General features: G+C 75.7%; 13 protein-coding genes. 9 read left to right on the top strand and 4 right to left on the bottom strand.

What is annotated here, in order from left to right:
* Nucleotides 1-24 precede the first annotated feature (24 nt).
* Nucleotides 25-3,738, top strand: a complete 3,714-nt coding sequence (locus AC1C2V_RS09990; RefSeq protein WP_495389441.1) for a S8 family serine peptidase — start codon at nt 25-27, stop codon at nt 3,736-3,738.
* Here the strand turns inward: AC1C2V_RS09990 and AC1C2V_RS09985 are convergent.
* The gene (locus tag AC1C2V_RS09985) at nt 3,723-4,883 is read right to left on the bottom strand and encodes a helix-turn-helix domain-containing protein (protein WP_495389440.1); all 1,161 of its coding nucleotides are present in this window, start codon (nt 4,881-4,883) and stop codon (nt 3,723-3,725) included. The two genes, AC1C2V_RS09990 and AC1C2V_RS09985, sit on opposite strands and share 16 nt — an antisense overlap.
* 141 nt (nt 4,884-5,024) lie before the next feature.
* Here AC1C2V_RS09985 and kynA point away from each other — a divergent pair, with 141 nt between their 5' ends.
* From kynA to AC1C2V_RS09945, 8 genes are all read left to right on the top strand, one after another.
* Nucleotides 5,025-5,918 carry a tryptophan 2,3-dioxygenase gene (kynA, locus tag AC1C2V_RS09980; protein ID WP_495389439.1) on the top strand — a complete coding sequence of 298 codons (894 nt, stop codon included), beginning with the start codon at nt 5,025-5,027 and terminating at the stop codon, nt 5,916-5,918.
* Complete coding sequence (locus AC1C2V_RS09975) at nt 5,918-6,925, top strand: amidohydrolase family protein (RefSeq protein ID WP_495389438.1); 1,008 nt, start codon at nt 5,918-5,920, stop codon at nt 6,923-6,925. Before kynA ends, AC1C2V_RS09975 begins: the two co-directional genes overlap by 1 nt.
* 2 nt (nt 6,926-6,927) lie before the next feature.
* Entirely contained in the window at nt 6,928-8,169 is a 1,242-nt protein-coding gene (locus AC1C2V_RS09970; protein ID WP_495389505.1) for a kynureninase, read from the top strand.
* A 17-nt stretch (nt 8,170-8,186) separates the two neighbouring features.
* A complete protein-coding gene (locus AC1C2V_RS09965) occupies nt 8,187-9,086 on the top strand; it encodes a PaaX family transcriptional regulator (protein WP_495389437.1) in 900 nt (299 codons plus the stop codon).
* Between the two features lie 175 nt (nt 9,087-9,261).
* Nucleotides 9,262-9,717 (top strand): DUF6325 family protein, encoded by a 456-nt coding sequence (locus tag AC1C2V_RS09960; RefSeq protein ID WP_495389436.1) that lies wholly within the window; start codon nt 9,262-9,264, stop codon nt 9,715-9,717.
* A gap of 1 nt (nt 9,718) precedes the next feature.
* Nucleotides 9,719-10,072, top strand: coding sequence for an SHOCT domain-containing protein (locus AC1C2V_RS09955; protein WP_495389435.1), 354 nt, complete (start codon nt 9,719-9,721; stop codon nt 10,070-10,072).
* Between the two features lie 70 nt (nt 10,073-10,142).
* On the top strand, nt 10,143-11,378 hold the full coding sequence (locus tag AC1C2V_RS09950; RefSeq protein ID WP_495389434.1) for a cation:proton antiporter: 1,236 nt from the start codon (nt 10,143-10,145) through the stop codon (nt 11,376-11,378).
* Nucleotides 11,375-12,781, top strand: a complete 1,407-nt coding sequence (locus tag AC1C2V_RS09945) for a chloride channel protein (RefSeq protein WP_495389433.1) — start codon at nt 11,375-11,377, stop codon at nt 12,779-12,781. The genes AC1C2V_RS09950 and AC1C2V_RS09945 overlap by 4 nt, the downstream gene beginning before the upstream one ends.
* On the opposite strand, the gene AC1C2V_RS09940 is transcribed toward AC1C2V_RS09945, so the two are convergent.
* The 3 genes from AC1C2V_RS09940 to AC1C2V_RS09930 form a co-directional block, all read right to left on the bottom strand.
* Entirely contained in the window at nt 12,705-13,790 is a 1,086-nt protein-coding gene (locus AC1C2V_RS09940; RefSeq protein WP_495389432.1) for a mycothiol transferase, read from the bottom strand. The genes AC1C2V_RS09945 and AC1C2V_RS09940 overlap by 77 nt on opposite strands.
* Nucleotides 13,791-13,828: 38 nt before the next feature.
* Nucleotides 13,829-14,641 (bottom strand): uracil-DNA glycosylase, encoded by an 813-nt coding sequence (locus tag AC1C2V_RS09935; RefSeq protein ID WP_495389431.1) that lies wholly within the window; start codon nt 14,639-14,641, stop codon nt 13,829-13,831.
* Between the two features lie 83 nt (nt 14,642-14,724).
* Complete coding sequence (locus AC1C2V_RS09930; RefSeq protein ID WP_495389430.1) at nt 14,725-15,216, bottom strand: aromatic ring-opening dioxygenase LigA; 492 nt, start codon at nt 15,214-15,216, stop codon at nt 14,725-14,727.
* Between the last annotated feature and the right edge of the window lie 63 nt (nt 15,217-15,279).

The following is a 15,279-nucleotide window of genomic DNA, read 5'->3' as shown; positions in this document are numbered from 1 at the left end:
TGCCCGGGGAAGAGGAGCACCAGGATGCGTCGTTCACTGCTCGCAGGACTCACGGCGGCCGCCGTGGCCACCGCCTCCTTTGGCGGCCTGGCCGCCGCGGACGAGCCGGGCGCCAGCCCGGCCCCGGAGGCGCCGGCGTCGGGGTCGGCGTCCGTCACGCTGCTGACCGGCGACACGGTCCGGCTGGACGAGGTCGACGGCCGCCGCGCGGTGACGATCGACCCGGGCGAGGGGCGCGAGGCGATCGACGTCCACCAGCTGGAGATCGACGGCGAGCTCTACGTGCTGCCGCTCGACGTCGTGCCCTACGTGGCCGAGGACCTGCTGGACCGCGAGCTGTTCGGCGTCGACGCGCTGATCTCCCAGGGGTACGACGACGCCTCCACCGACAGGCTGCCGGTGATCGCCACCTTCGCGGACGGCGCGCGGGCGGCCGCGGCCGAGCCCTTCGCCGCGGCCGCGAAGGAGGAGCGGCTGGAGAGCATCGACGCGCAGGCGCTCGCCGTCGACAAGGACGACGCCGAACGGTTCTGGGAGTCGCTCACGGGCGCCGCGGGCTCCCGGGCGGCGGGCGCCGCCGAGGGGGCGACGACGCTCTCCCGGGGCGTGGAGAAGCTGTGGCTCGACGGTCAGGTGCAGGCCGACCTGGACGAGAGCACCGCCCAGATCGGCGCCCCCACCGTGTGGGACGCCGGCGTCGACGGCAGCGGGGCGACGGTGGCGGTGCTGGACACCGGCGTCGACGCGGACCACCCGGACCTGGCGGGCAAGGTCGCGGCGCAGGAGAACTTCTCCCCGACCCCGACCGCGCACGACGGGCACGGGCACGGCACGCACGTGGCGTCGACCGTCGCCGGGACGGGTGCCGGCTCCGACGGCCGCCGCGCCGGCGTGGCGCCCGGCGCCGAGATCCTCTCGGGCAAGGTCCTGTCGGACGAGGGCTCGGGCTACGAGTCCGACATCATCGCCGGCATGGAGTGGGCCGCCGGCGCGGGGGCGGACGTCGTCAACCTGAGCCTGGGCGGCGGTGCGACCGACGGCACGGACCCCCTGAGCCAGGCGGTCGACGAGCTGTCCGCGGCCGACGACGTGCTGTTCGTCGTCGCCGCCGGCAACGAGGGACCGGGCGACGGGACGATCGGCGCCCCGGGCGCCGCGGACTCGGCGCTGACCGTCGGGGCGGTGGACCGGGACGACGTTCTCGCCGACTTCTCCAGCCGTGGTCCGCGGCTCGGCGACCTGGCCGTCAAGCCGGACCTCACCGCCCCCGGCGTCGGGATCGTCGCCGCGCGCGCGGCCGGGACGTCCCTGGGCTCGCCGGTCGACGACCTCTACACGGCCGCCAGCGGCACCTCCATGGCCGCGCCGCACGTGGCCGGCGCTGCCGCGCTCCTCGCGGCGGCGCACCCGGACTGGTCCGGGCCGCGGCTGAAGGACGCCCTGGTCAGCACGTCCGTCAAGGGCGGCGACACCGCGTACGAGCAGGGCGGCGGGCGCGTCGACGTCGCCCGGGCGTTCACGCAGACCGTGTCCGGCACGGGCAGCGTGCACCTCGGGAGCTTCACCGACGGCGACACGGCCCCCGCCACCGCGGAGGTCACCTGGACCAACACGGGCGACGCCGACGTCGAGCTGTCCCTGCGGCTGGACCTCACCGACGGGCACGGGGACCCGACGGGTGGCGCGGTCGACGTCGGCGCGGACTCGGTGACCGTCCCGGCCGGGGGCAGCGCCACCACGGAGGTCGCGGCCGACGTCGGGGCGTTGCCCGTGGGGCAGCACACCGGCTGGCTGACCGCCACCGCCGGCGACACCGTGGTGCACACCACCGTCGGCGTCGTCAAGGACCCGCCGATCCACACGGTGACCGTCCGGGGCGTCAACCGGGCGGGCGAGGAGGCCATGGCGAGCCCCGTGGTCCTGCTGGGCGACGATCCGCGGTTCGACGTCCTCACCTTCGACAAGCCCGGCGAGACGCGTCAGGTGCAGGTGGGCGAGGGCTCGTACTTCCTGCACGCGATGGTGAACGACGGGCAGGGGGAGTCGTCGGTGATCGTCGACCCGGACCTGGAGATCACCGGGGACAGGGAGCTCGTGCTGGACGCCCGCGACGCGAACCGCGTGCAGATCGACACGCCGCGGCCGGCCGAGCCGCGCGGCACGCTCGGGTTCACGACGTACCGCGACACCGGGACCCGGACCATGTCGAACTCGACGATGAAGTTCGACGGGACCTCGAAGATCAACGTCACGCCCACCGCGCGGGCGGACGGCGGCTACTTCGAGTTCACGTCCCGCTGGCAGCTCTCGGCCCCCATGCTCCGGGTGCGGGAGCCCGGCAGCCACGGGCGCGGCCTGGACCTGTGGCCGAAGTACGAGCGGTACTCGCCGCAGGCGGACCTGCGCGGCGCCCTCCCGGTCGTCGACGTCGGGCGCGGGCTCGCCGAGGACTACGCCGGGCGGGACGTCGCCGGGGCGGTCGTCGTCGTGCACCTGGACAGCAAGGGGCAGGAGCGGGCCGCCGCCGCGGCCGCGGCGGACGCGAGCGCCGCGATGGTGCTGATCGCGCCGGCGGAGGGGCTGTCGTGGTGGGTGAAGTTCACGGGCCGCGGCGAGCGGCTGCCGGTCCCGGTCGCGGTCCTGGCACCCGAGGAGGTGCGGCAGCTCGCGGACCGACTGGAGCGGGGGCGGACCCGGCTGAAGGTGAGCGGGGACCAGCAGTCCGCGTACCGGTACGACGTCGTCCAGGTGTCGGCGGGCCGGGTCCCCGAGCACGTCGTGCACGAGGTGTCGCGGGCGAACACCGCGATGATCACCGCGAGGTACCACGAGATGGGCGGCACCGAGTGGTCCAAGGAGCAGCGGTTCGCGTGGCGGCCGTGGCAGCGGTCCACGATCGTCGAGTCCCAGCACGAGCTGCGGACACCGCAGGCGCGCACCGAGTACGTGTCGGCCGGCGACACCCTCTGGCGCCAGCACGTGCTGCACCAGGACACATGGGACGAGCTGAACCCGATCAGCGGCGGCGCGTCGCACGAGCTGCGCACGTACGACCCCGGCGAGAAGGTCACCTACGACTGGTACGGCGGCGTGCAGCGGCCGGCCGTCCGCGAGGCGTCCCGCACGGGCGACGAGCTGACGATCGAGGTGCCCGAGTTCGTCCAGGGTGCCGGGGAGACGTCCGCCCGGGCTGCGGCGCCCGAGGTCACAGGGCGGGTGCTCGAGGACGGCGAGGTCATCGGCGAGGGCCCCGTCTGGGGCACCTTCCGGGCGAGCAAGCACACGGCGAAGTACCAGGTCGAGCTGACGACCCGGCGCGTGGGGTCGGACTGGGCCTTCGCCACCACGACCGAGTCGGTGTGGACCTTCGGCTCGCGGCGTCCCGCCGAGGGCCGGTCGGCCGGGCTGCCGATGATGCGCGTCGACTACGACGTGCCCGTCGGCCTCGACAACCTCGTGGACACGCGCCGGCCGTTCCACGACGTGGCGTTCCGGGTGGAGCACCCCGGGCTGTCGGGCCGAGCGCCGCGCGTGGCAGCGCTCGAGGCGCGGGTCTCGTTCGACGACGGGGCGACCTGGGAGCGGCTGGACGTGTCGCGGTCCCGCGACGGGCGCACGTTCGACGCCCGCGTGGTGCAGGGCAGGCGCACCGGGCCGGTGACCCTGGACGTGCGGGTGCGTGACGCCGACGGCAACACGGTGCGGCAGACGGTGGAGCGCGCTTACGGCATCGCGTGACCGCCGGGGTGGCCGGCCGGCTGGCCGGCTGGGCGCGCGGGGGAGCCGTCGTCGGTCAGCCACCCGCGCTGGGCGGCCTGCCAGGCGAACTGCATCCGGGTCTGCGCCCCGGTCAGGTCCATCAGGTCGCTGACCCGGCGCTGCACGGTGCGGGTGCTCATCCCCAGCCGGGTCGCGATCGCCTTGTCGCTCACGCCGGCGACGAGCAGCGACAGCAGCCGACGCTCGTCGGTGGCCAGGGGAGCGGCGGGGGACCGGGCGGCGAGCGTGCCCCCGCCCCCGTCGCCGTCTCGGCCTCGCTTGCTGGCACCGGCGACCAGGAGCGGGGAGGCGCTCACCCAGTAGCTCTCGAACAGGGCGATCAGGGCTGTGAGCAGGTCGCTGTCGCGGACCAGGGCGGCGGTCGGCTCGGTGACCCCGTCGCGCGCCGGGACCAGCGGGAGCAGGGCGACCGAGCCGTCCGCCACGGCCAGCCGGACCGGGAGCGACGGGGCCGCCCGCGCCTCTTCTCCCGCCTCGACGCCGAGCACGAGGCTGTCGATCATGCCCGGCTCCTCGAGCAACGCCTGCTCGTAGACCACCCGGTACCGCACGCCGCGGGCCAGCATGGCGAACTCCTCGTCGTTCTCCGTCGAGGGCATCGCCACGTGCCCCGCCCGGCAGAACCACAGGATCTCCGAGCGCGTGGAGAGCTGCAGGCTGCGCAGCGCCTGCCGCAGCGCCGCCTGGCCGGTGACCACCTCGACCAGCCGGTCCGCATGGCGCCGGCGGGTGCTGGCGCGGTGCTCCTCGGCGAGCTCGGCGATCGCCGTCGTGGCCTGGTGCAGCGCCGCCTGGGTGTCTAGGAGCAGCGGGCCGAGGGCGACCTCGGGGGCCGTCGCAGTGTACCGCGCCGGCTCGCCGTGGGCCGCGGCGAGGCCGTGCTCGACGAGGCGGCCGAGGACCTCCGCGACGGCGTCGCTCGGGGACCCGAGCACCTCGGCCAGGTGGGGCACGTCCGACGTGCCGACGGTCACGAGCAGCCGGTACAGCCGCTCCTCGTCCGGCGCGACACCGGCCACCGCGAGCGCCGACGCGATCCCGGCGGCGGGGTCGTCGCCGTCCGCGCGCCCCTCGCCGATGGCGGTCGTCCGTGCCTGGTGCATCGTTCCCCGGTCCGTGCGCGGTCAGGTCGGGACCCAATGTAGGCGGCGGCCGCGGTCGGCGCGCCCCCGCCGTCGGTCGTCCGGTCGCCCATGATGCGATTGTCGGACGGCCGTCACGATCCTGCAGTACGCTCGGGCCGCATGGCCCACCCCACGCCGTCCGAGCCGCCGACGCCCCCCTCGCCGCCGTCGTCCAACGAGCGTGAGCTCGAGGCCGAGATCGTCACCGACCTGCGCGACCGGATGACGTACGGGTCGTACCTGCAGCTGGACCGGTTGCTGTCCGCGCAGGTCCCCGTGAGCAGCCCCGAGCACCACGACGAGATGCTCTTCATCGTCCAGCACCAGACGACGGAGCTGTGGCTCAAGCTGGTGCTCCACGAGCTGCTCTCGGCGCGCGAGCTCCTGGCCGCGGACGACCTGCCGGCGGCGCTCAAGCGCATCGCGCGGGTCAAGCACATCCAGAAGACGCTGACCGAGCAGTGGTCCGTGCTTGCGACGCTCACCCCGAGTGAGTACGGCGAGTTCCGGGGCTCCCTCGCGAACGCGTCGGGGTTCCAGTCGTGGCAGTACCGCGCGGTGGAGTTCCTGCTCGGCAACAAGAACCACCGCATGCTGCGGGTCTTCGACGCCGAGCCCGAGGCGCAGGCGGTGCTCGCTCGGCTGCTCGCCGAGCCGAGCGTCTACGACGAGTTCCTGCGCTACCTCGCGCGCCAGGGGCACGCCGTCCCGCGGCACCTGCTGGAGCGGGACGTCACGCGCGCCCACACCCACGACGAGGGCCTCGTCGAGGTCTTCCGGGCGATCTACGCCGACCCGCAGGCACACTGGTCCGCCTACGAGGCGTGCGAGGAGCTCGTCGACCTGGAGGACAACTTCCAGCTCTGGCGGTTCCGCCACCTGCGCACCGTGCAGCGCATCATCGGCTTCAAGCGCGGCACCGGCGGGTCCTCGGGCGCCGCCTTCCTCAAGAAGGCCCTCGACCTCACCTTCTTCCCCGAGCTGTTCGCCGTGCGCACGGAGCTCGGCGCCTGATGGGGGTTTCGACAGGCTCAACCACCGGGGGGCTGCCGCGCCGCGTCCCGCGCGCACGCCCTGTCGACGGCGGCGTCCTGCTGCCCGGGTTCGTCGACGCGCACGTGCACCTGGCCCTCCTCGACGGATCCCTCGCCGAGCGCGGCGGCCCCGGCGTGCTGCGGGCCGCCGGGATCGCCGGTGTCGACGACCTCGGCGCGGAGCCGGGCCGGGCCGCGACCTGGCCGGGCACGCCCGGCTTCCCGCACGTCCGGTTCGCCGGCGCGTTCCTCGCCGCCCCCGGCGGGTACCCGTCCGACCGGTCGTGGGCGCCCGACGGCTGCGTCGAGCCCGTCGCCTCGCCCGAGGACGCCGAGGCCGCCGTCGCCCGCCAGGTCGGGGTCGGCGCCTCGTACGTCAAGGTGACGCTGCACTCCGGGGGGCCGATGCTGGACGACGCGGCGCTGGCCGCGGTCGTGCGCGCGGCCCGAGCGCACGGCGTGCCCGTCGTCGCGCACGCCGAGGGGCACGGCCAGGCCGAGCGGGCGCTCGCGGCCGGCGTCGACCGGCTCGCGCACACCCCGTGGACCGAGCGCCTGTCCGACGCGGTCGTCGAGGCCGCCGCGGCACGGCAGGTCTGGGTCAGCACGCTGGACATCCACGGCTGGGGCACGCCCGACGCCCAGCAGGAGCGGGACCGGGAGGCCGCGCTCGACAACCTGCGGCGCTTCCACACCGCGGGCGGCGTGGTCGCCTACGGCACCGACCTCGGCAACGGGTCGCTGCCCGTCGGGCTGAACGTCCGCGAGCTACGGGCGCTGGGCGACGCCGGCCTGGAGGCCCCCGCCCTGCTCCGGGCGCTGACCTCCCGGCCCGTGCCCGGCCTGGCGACATTCCTGCCGGGCAGCCCGCCCGACGCCGCCACCGGAGCCGCCGAGCTGGTCGAGCTCCTCGCCCACGCCACCGTCGTCGCCGACCCTGATACCGCCATCACCCCCGCCATCGCCCCCGAGGAGGACGCGCCGTGACCATCCCCGCAGCCGCACCGACCCCCGCGGCCCGCGCCGCCGCGCTCGACGTCGCCGACCCGCTCGCCGCCTACCGGGACCGCTTCGTGCCGTCCGACGACGTGGTCGCCTACCTCGACGGCAACTCCCTGGGCCGCCCCACGAGGGCCGCGGCTCGCCGTCTCGCGGGCTTCGCCACCGAGGAGTGGGGGGCGCGCCTCATCCGCGGCTGGGACGAGTCCTGGTACGAGCTGCCGCTGACGCTCGGCGACCGGATCGGCGACGTCGTCCTCGGCGCGGCACCCGGCCAGACGTTCGTCGGCGACTCGACCACGGTCGTCCTCTACAAGCTGGTGCGGGCGGCGCTCGACCTGCCGGCCGTCGCCGGGCGCGACGAGATCGTGGTCGACTCGGGGAACTTCCCCACGGACCGCTACCTGCTCGAGGGGATCGCGGCCGAGCGCGGCAAGCGGCTCGTATGGCTGCACCCGGACCCCGCGGCGGGCGTGACGCCGGCCGACGTCGGGGCGGTGCTGGGCGACCGCACCGCGCTGGTGCTGCTCAGCCACGTCGCGTACCGCTCGGGGTATCGCACCGACGCCGCGCAGGTGACGCGGCTGGCCCACGACGCCGGCGCCTTGGTCCTGTGGGACCTGTGCCACTCGGCGGGGGCGGTGCCGGTCGCGCTCGACGAGTGGGGCGCCGACCTCGCCGCCGGGTGCACGTACAAGTACCTGAACGGCGGCCCGGGCTCGCCCGCCTTCGGCTACGTGCGTTCCGACCTGGTCGACCAGCTGCGCCAGCCGATCCAGGGTTGGATGGGTGCCGACGCCCCCTTCGAGATGGGCCCGGCCTACGCCCCGCACGCCGGGATCCGCCGGTTCGTGTCCGGCACGCCGGCCATCACCTCGATGCTGGCGATGCAGGACATGCTCGACCTGATCTCGGCCGCCGGCATGGACGCGATCCGCGCCAAGTCGGTGCGGCTCACGCGGTTCGCGCTCGAGCTGACCGACGAGCTGCTGGTGCCGCTGGGCGTGGAGGTCGCCTCCCCGCGCGACGCCGAGAGCCGCGGCTCGCACGTGACGATCGACCACCCCGAGTTCGCGGACGTCGTGGCCGAGCTGTGGGAGCAGGGGGTCGTGCCCGACTTCCGCCGCCCGCACGGCATCCGCCTCGGCCTGTCGCCCCTGTCGACGTCGTTCGACGAGGTGCGCGTGGGCGTCGAGGCCGTCCGGTCCGCCCTCCTGCGCCGCGCGGGCTGACGGCAGCTGACAGCCCTGTGGCGACCGACCCGCCCGCCGTCCTCGACGACGTCGAGGCCCGGCCCGGCAGCGCGACGTCGCTGGTGCGCACCGTCGTCGGCGCCTACCTGCGCCAGGTCGGCGGGGCGATCGCCGCGGCCGACCTCGTCGCGCTCCTGGGCGAGATCGGGGTGGGCGGCCCGAGCGCCCGCAGCGCGGTCTCCCGGGTCAAGGCCCGCGGCCTGCTCGACGCCGCGTCCGTGCGCGGGCGGCCCGGCTACCGGCTCGCCCCCGGCGCCACCTGGATGCTCGAGCGCGGCGACCGGCGCATCTTCACCTACCGCCCCCAGGGCGAGGCGGACCCCTGGTGCCTGGTGTCGTACACGGTGCCGGAGACGCGGCGCGACGCCCGCCACCAGCTGCGCCGCCACCTGGCGGGGATCGGGTGCGGGCACGTCGCGACCGGGCTGTGGATCTGCCCGGCCCACCTGACCGGCGAGGTGGACGAGATCCTGGACTCCCTCGGGCTGCGGGACGCGGCGACGCTCTTCGTCACGTCGACGCCGCGCACCGCGGGCCCCTTCGCCGAGGCCGCCGCGCGGTGGTGGGACCTCGACCGGCTCGCGGCGCTGCACCACGGGTTCCTGGCGCGGCACGCGGACGACGCCGGCCATGCCGGCCATGCCGGCCATGCCGGCCAGGCCGAGGACGCCGCCGCAGGGAGCGAGGCGTTCGCGCGCTGGACGCGGGTCCTCGACGACTGGCGCCTGATCCCGGCCGTCGACCCTGGCCTCCCGCCCGGCGCGCTGCCCCACGACTGGCCGGGGCGGGCCGGCGTCGCGACCTTCGAACGGCTCCGCGCCGAGCTCGAGGCGCCGGCCACCGCGTACGTGCGCCGCGTGGCCGGCGGGCCGGGCGTGGCGGTCGGCAGGGCCTGAGCACGATCCGTCGTCGCCTTCCTCGTCGCCCGGCCGGCGGTGTGCGGGCGCCTGCTGTTGCGGACTGATTCCGGCGACCGGATCATCAAGGCGGACGGCACGCCGGGCCGCTAAGGCGACGCGGCGGCGACCGACCGTCAGGGGGATCTCAACGTCGAGGGAAAGTGGTGGTCGCATGACCGGTACGACGGGAACGGGACGCGACGGATCCGCGGCCGGCGCGCCGGTGGAGCTCGTGCTCATCGAGTTCCCCCGGGCCGAGTTCCGGGGCGAGATCATCGCGGAGCTCGGGAAGCTCGTCGACGCCGGCACGATCGACGTGCTCGACGCGCTCCTCATCCGCAAGGCCGACGACGGCACGGTGGAGTGGCTCGAGGCCACCGAGGGCGGCGACGACGAGCTGGCCCGCATCGTGGGTGAACCCGCCGGGCTGCTGGCCGCGGACGACGTGGACGCGGTCGCCGAGGACCTGGCCCCCGGGTCGGCCGTCGGCATGCTCGTCTTCGAGCACACCTGGGCACGTGGCCTCGCGGGCGCCGTCCACGGGGCCGGTGGGCAGGTCCTCGACTGGACCCGGGTGCCCGCCGCCGCGATCGAGGAGCTCACCGCCGAGCTCGCGAAGGAGAGCTGAGATGCCGCCTCTGGGACGGATGGGCCGGCCCGGGCTGATCGGGACGATGGCTCGCACGGCAGTGATCACCGGCACGGCGAACGCCACCAGCCGGGCGATGAACCGGCGCGCCGCGGCGCGCGACGAGCAGCGCTACGCCGCCGACCAGTACCAGGCCCAGCAGTACGAGGCGCAGCGGCCCCCGGCGCCGCAGTACCAGCAGCCGCCCGCGCCGACGCCGCCGGGGGCACCCGCGCCGGCGGGCCCCGGCGAGGACGACCTGATCACCCAGCTGAAGCGGCTGGGCGACCTGCGCACGGCGGGCGTGCTGTCGGACGCCGAGTTCACCGCGGCCAAGGCCAAGCTGCTGGGCTGATCCGGTCGGCCGAGGGCCGGCACACTCCGGGGAGGACGGCGAGGAGCAGGACGGGACCGAAGGACGGGACGTGGATCTCGAGACCGTGACCATGCTGGCCCTGGTGGCCGCGGCGGGGGTCGTCGCACCGTTGGTCGTGGACCGCCTGGAGCCGGTCGTCCGGCTCCCCTCGGTCGTGATCGAGATCCTCCTGGGCATCCTGCTCGGCCCGGCGGCGCTGGGGCTCGTGCACGAGACCGACGTCGTCGGGGCGCTCTCCGACCTGGGTCTCGCCTTCCTCATGTTCCTCGCCGGATACGAGATCGAGTTCTCCCGCATCCGCGGCGGTCCGCTGCGCAGCGCCGTCGGGAGCTGGGCGGCCTCGCTCGTGCTCGGACTGGTGCTGGGCATCCTGCTCGCGGGGCCGCAGACGGGGCTCGTCGTCGGGCTGGCGCTCACCACGACGGCGCTCGGCGTCATCCTGCCGATCGTGCGCGACGGCGGCGCCACGGGGACGCCGTTCGGCGACCGGGTGCTCGCCGTCGGGGCGGTGGGGGAGTTCGGACCGATCCTCGCGATCGCGTTCGTCCTTAGCGGGGACCGGCCCGCCCACACGGTCGTCGTCCTGGCCGCGTTCGCGGCCCTCGCCGTCGCCGGGGCGTGGCTCGCGCGCAAGCGGCGCCATCCGCGCCTCGGGAAGGTCGTCACCGCCACGCTCGGCACCAGCTCGCAGGTGGGGGTGCGGCTCTGCGTGCTGGTGGTGATCGCCATGTTCGCACTGGCCCTGGCGCTCGGCCTCGACCCCGTGCTCGGGGCGTTCACCGCGGGCATCCTCGTGCACCTGTTCCTGTCCTCGGGCGACCCGCAGGAGGCCGAGGTCGTCGAGTCGCGGCTCGAGGGCATCGGGTTCGGCTTCTTCATCCCCGTCTTCTTCGTGATGAGCGGCGTCACCCTCGACGTCCAGGCGATGGTCGCGGACCCGTGGGTGCTCGTCACGGTGCCCGTGTTCGTGATCCTCTTCCTCGTGGTGCGGTGCGTGCCCACGTTCCTGGCCCACCGGCGCGCGCTGGGCACCACGGACGCGCTCGCGCTGGGCCTGATGGCGGCCACCGCGCTGCCGCTCGTCGTCGTCATCGCCACGGTGGGCACGACGGCGGGCCTGCTGCCGACGGCCGACGCCGCGGCGCTCGTCAGCGCTGCCGTCGTGTCGGTGCTCGTCTTCCCGGTCGTGGCCGGGCGACTGCGATCCGGCGCGGCCGCGGGTGCCCCGGACGGTGCTGCCGACGGTGCGGGGGACCACGCCGGCGAGGATGCGGGGCGACGATGAACGACGCGACGACGAGCGACACGACGCCGGTCCGGTCCGTGCGCGACCACGCAAGGCTCCTCGGGATGTCCGCCGCGCTGGGCATCCCCGTGTCGGTCGCGGCCTTCTGCCTCCTCGCGGCGCTGCACCAGCTGACCCACCTGGTGTGGGACGTGCTGCCCGCCGCCGCGGGCCTCGACGACGTGCCCTGGTGGTGGCCCCTGCCCTGGCTGGCGCTCGCAGGCCTCGCCGTCGGGTTCGCCGTCCGGTCCCTGCCGGGGCACGGCGGCCACGTGCCGGTGGACGGCCTGGCGATGGGGCCGGTGCCCGCCTCCCATGTGCCCGGCATCCTGCTCGCCGCGCTGGCGGGTCTGCCGCTCGGCGTCGTCCTCGGGCCGGAGGCGCCGCTGCTGGCCGTCGGCGCGGCGCTCGCCCTCCTGCTGGTGCGGCCCTGGGACGCGGCCCTCGACGACCCGACGCGCCAGGTCCTCGCCGTCGCCGGGTCCGCCGCCGCACTGTCGGCCATCTTCGGCAGCCCGCTCGTGGGCGCCGTCTTCGTCGTCGAGGCGGCCGCGCTCGGCGGGCTCGCCGGGGCGCGGCTCGTGGGCGTGGTGCTCCCGTCCCTGCTGACCTCCGGGGTCGGCGCGCTCGTGTTCACCGGCCTGGGGAGCTGGACCGGGCTGGAGATCGCGTCGCTGGCCCTGCCGCACCTCGACGCCCCGGCGCGGCCGGACCTCGGCGACGTGCTGTGGACGATCCCTGTGGCAGTCCTCGTCGCCGTCGGGGTGCGGCTCGTGCACGACCTGGGTGCCGCCGTCGCGCGGCGGGCGGCGGCGCGCCCCTTCCGGGCCGCCGTCGCGGGCGCGCTGGTCGTCGGCGTCTGCGCCGCGGCCTACGCCCTGGTCTCGGGGCGCTCGCCCGAGGACGTGGCGCTGTCGGGACAGTCGCTGCTCGGACCGCTGGCCGCCGACCCGGAGGCATGGGGCGTGGGGGTGCTGGTCGCCCTGCTGGCGTTCAAGGGGATCGCCTACGCCGTGTCGCTCGGGACGCTGCGCGGCGGCCCCATCTTCCCCGGCATCCTCCTCGGCGCGGCGGCCGGGGTGCTGGTCGCGCCCCTGCCCGGGTACGGCGCGGTCCCGGCGCTCGCCGCGGGGATGGCGGCGGCGACCGCGGCGACCCTGCCGTTCCCGGTGTCCGGGGCCGTGCTGGTGGTCATGCTCCTGGGTCCGGCCGCGCCCGCGATGGCCCCGGTCGTGCTCCTCGCGGTGGTGGTGGGCTACGTCACCGAGCACACGGTGCTACGCCCGCGCCGGGAGGCACGGGGCGCAGGCTCGACCGGCGGTCGGTCTACTCCCCGGTCGCGCCGTCCAGCGCCTCGCGGATCAGGTCGGCGTGCCCGTTGTGCCGGGCGTACTCCTCGATGAGGTGCACCAGGATCCAGCGCAGGCTGAAGGCGCCCTCGCCCTCCCGACGCGACTCGCGGACGCTGACCCGGTCCAGCCCGTCGGTCGCGGCGACCGCGGCGGCCAGCCGACGGTCCGAGTCGGCGACGGCCGCGTCGAAGAGGGCGCGCAGCTCCTCGGCGGAGTCGTCGGCCGCGGAGTGGAAGTCCCAGTCGCGGTCGGCGTCCCAGTCCACGGTGTCGAACGGCGCGATGGGCTCGTCGGCGTCGAAGACCTCGGCGAGCCAGTTCGTCTCGACCAGCGCGAGGTGCTTGAGCAGGCCGCCGAGCGTCAGGGTGCTCGGCGGGTGCGGGGTGCGCAGCTGCTCGGCCGTCAGGCCGGTGGTCTTCCAGCGCATGGTGTCGCGGTGGTAGTCGAGGAACCCGCGCAGCGTGGCGAGCTCGTCGACTCGCAGCGGTGGGTCGACGCGGTGGTTCTCGGGGAGGCCCGGCGTCGGCACGGGCAGCCGGAACGCGCCGTCGTCGAGCGCGGCGCGGACCGCCGCCGCCGTGGCGGCGGGCTCCTCGCCGCCCGTGTCCCGGGCGTGCGGCTCCAGGTCGCCCAGGTCCGCGAACGCGGCGTGCATGCTCCGCACCGCGGCCGGGTCGCGCAGCTCGGAGTCGGCGCGGCCGGTGGCGCGCCCGAGGGTCGCGTCCAGGTCCGGCCGCAGGACGACGTACGCGAGGTCCCAGCCCTCGCGCGCCGCGGCGGCGCGGAACGGGGGCAGGAACCACGGCCCGACGACTCCGTCCGTCACGACGTCGTACCCGCCCCGGACGTAGGCGCTCACCGCGCCGACGATCGCGGCGGCGACGGTCTCGTTCTGCGCCTGGGAGCCGGCGAGGTACGGCGGCACGTGGCCCTGGACGATCGATCGGTAGAACGTGTCGGTCGTGAGGTTGACGGTGGGGCGGTCCGCGTCGAGCGCGAGCAGCGCGGCCACGGTGGTCTTCCCGGCGCCCGGGGGCCCGGTGAGGATGGTGACGGTCACGTCGCGACCGTAGCGTGCGGGGGAGGTGCCGGGCGCGCCTATTCCTCCACCTTTCTCCAAGGTCTTCCTCCGTCGTCGCCGGCGGCGTCCGCGAGCTCGCGCGCCCGGAGCAGCACGGCGTCGAGCATGGCCGGCGTGAGCCTCCCGGTGAAGGTGTTCTGCTGCGAGACGTGGAAGCAGCCGAGCACCGTGAGGGTGCCGGGGGAGCCGTCGCGCCGGGCGAGCGTCGTCTCGGCGCCGTGGGCGAACCGCGGCCGGGGCCGTGGCACCTCCCAGCCCTGCTCGGCGAGGGCGGTGAGCAGGGCCTGCCAGCCGATCGCCCCGAGCGCGACGGCCACCCGCACGGAACCCACCAGCTCGAGCTCGCGCGCCAGGTAGGGCGCGCACCGGCCGCGCTCCTCGGGGGTGGGCTTGTTGGCCGGCGGCGCGCACCGCACGGGCGCGGTCACCCGGATCCCCCGCAGCTCCAGCCCGTCGCCGGCCGCCACCGACGTGGCCTGGTTCGCGAAGCCCGTGCGGTGCATCGCCGCGAAGAGGAAGTCGCCGCTGCGATCGCCGGTGAACATGCGGCCCGTGCGGTTGGCGCCGTGCGCGGCCGGGGCCAGCCCCACGACGACGACGGGCGCACGCGGGTCGCCGAAGCCCGGCACCGGCCGCCCCCAGTACTCCTCGTCGCGGAACGCGGCCCGGCGCTCGCGGGCCACCTCCTCACGCCACGCGACCAGGCGGGGGCAGGCGCGACACTCCACGAGGTGGGCGTCCAGCGCCGCCAGCGTGGGTGCCGTGCGGGCGGCGACCGGGTAGGCGGGGGAGGCGGGGTCGGGCGACGGGGCGGGGGTCACGAGGTCCATCGTGTCCCGCCGGGAGCCCGGACGCCGCAAGGCCCGCCTCCGTGGACCGGGGACGGGCCGTGCGGTGACCTGGCGCGAGGGGGTCAGACCGCCGGGTGGAGCCGCCCACGGGCCGGGGCTGTTGCGGGGGCGGCGGCCGGGGCGACGGCGGGCTCGGCGCCGAGGCGGCCGAGCGTCCAGCCGAGCAGCCCGAAGAGGACGCCGAGGCCCATGACCAGGGCGCTCACGCCGTACGCCACGACGGAGGTGAACAGCGACGCGCGCAGGAACGAGGCGTTCATCGCGGTGGCGCGCAGCGGGTCGTCCTGACCCAGCTCGGAGTAGGTCTGGCCGCCCGTCGCCTCCAGCGCGTGCTTGTCGATGACCTGCGCCTGGGCGTATGCGGAGAGGGGACCGTCGACGGTGTCGCCGGCGAGGAACGCCGCATCCTCGGAGACGGTGATGTTCTGGGCGGACAGCTGGGAGCTGACCGTGGCCCAGGTGGCCGCGCCGGCCCCGATCATAAGAATGCCGGCGATGAGAGCGACGAGGCCGACGGTGCGAGCCGGTCGCTGGGCGTTGCGAGTGGTGTTCATGGTCCCCTCCGGGTGCTGACCGCGGGGCTGCGGCCGCTGTGTCGGCGTCGGTTCTGACGCCGT

The organism is Isoptericola sp. Y541 (assembly GCF_059445465.1).
Note: the sequence above shows the minus strand (reverse complement) of the source record. Positions and strands in the feature narration are given on the sequence as shown.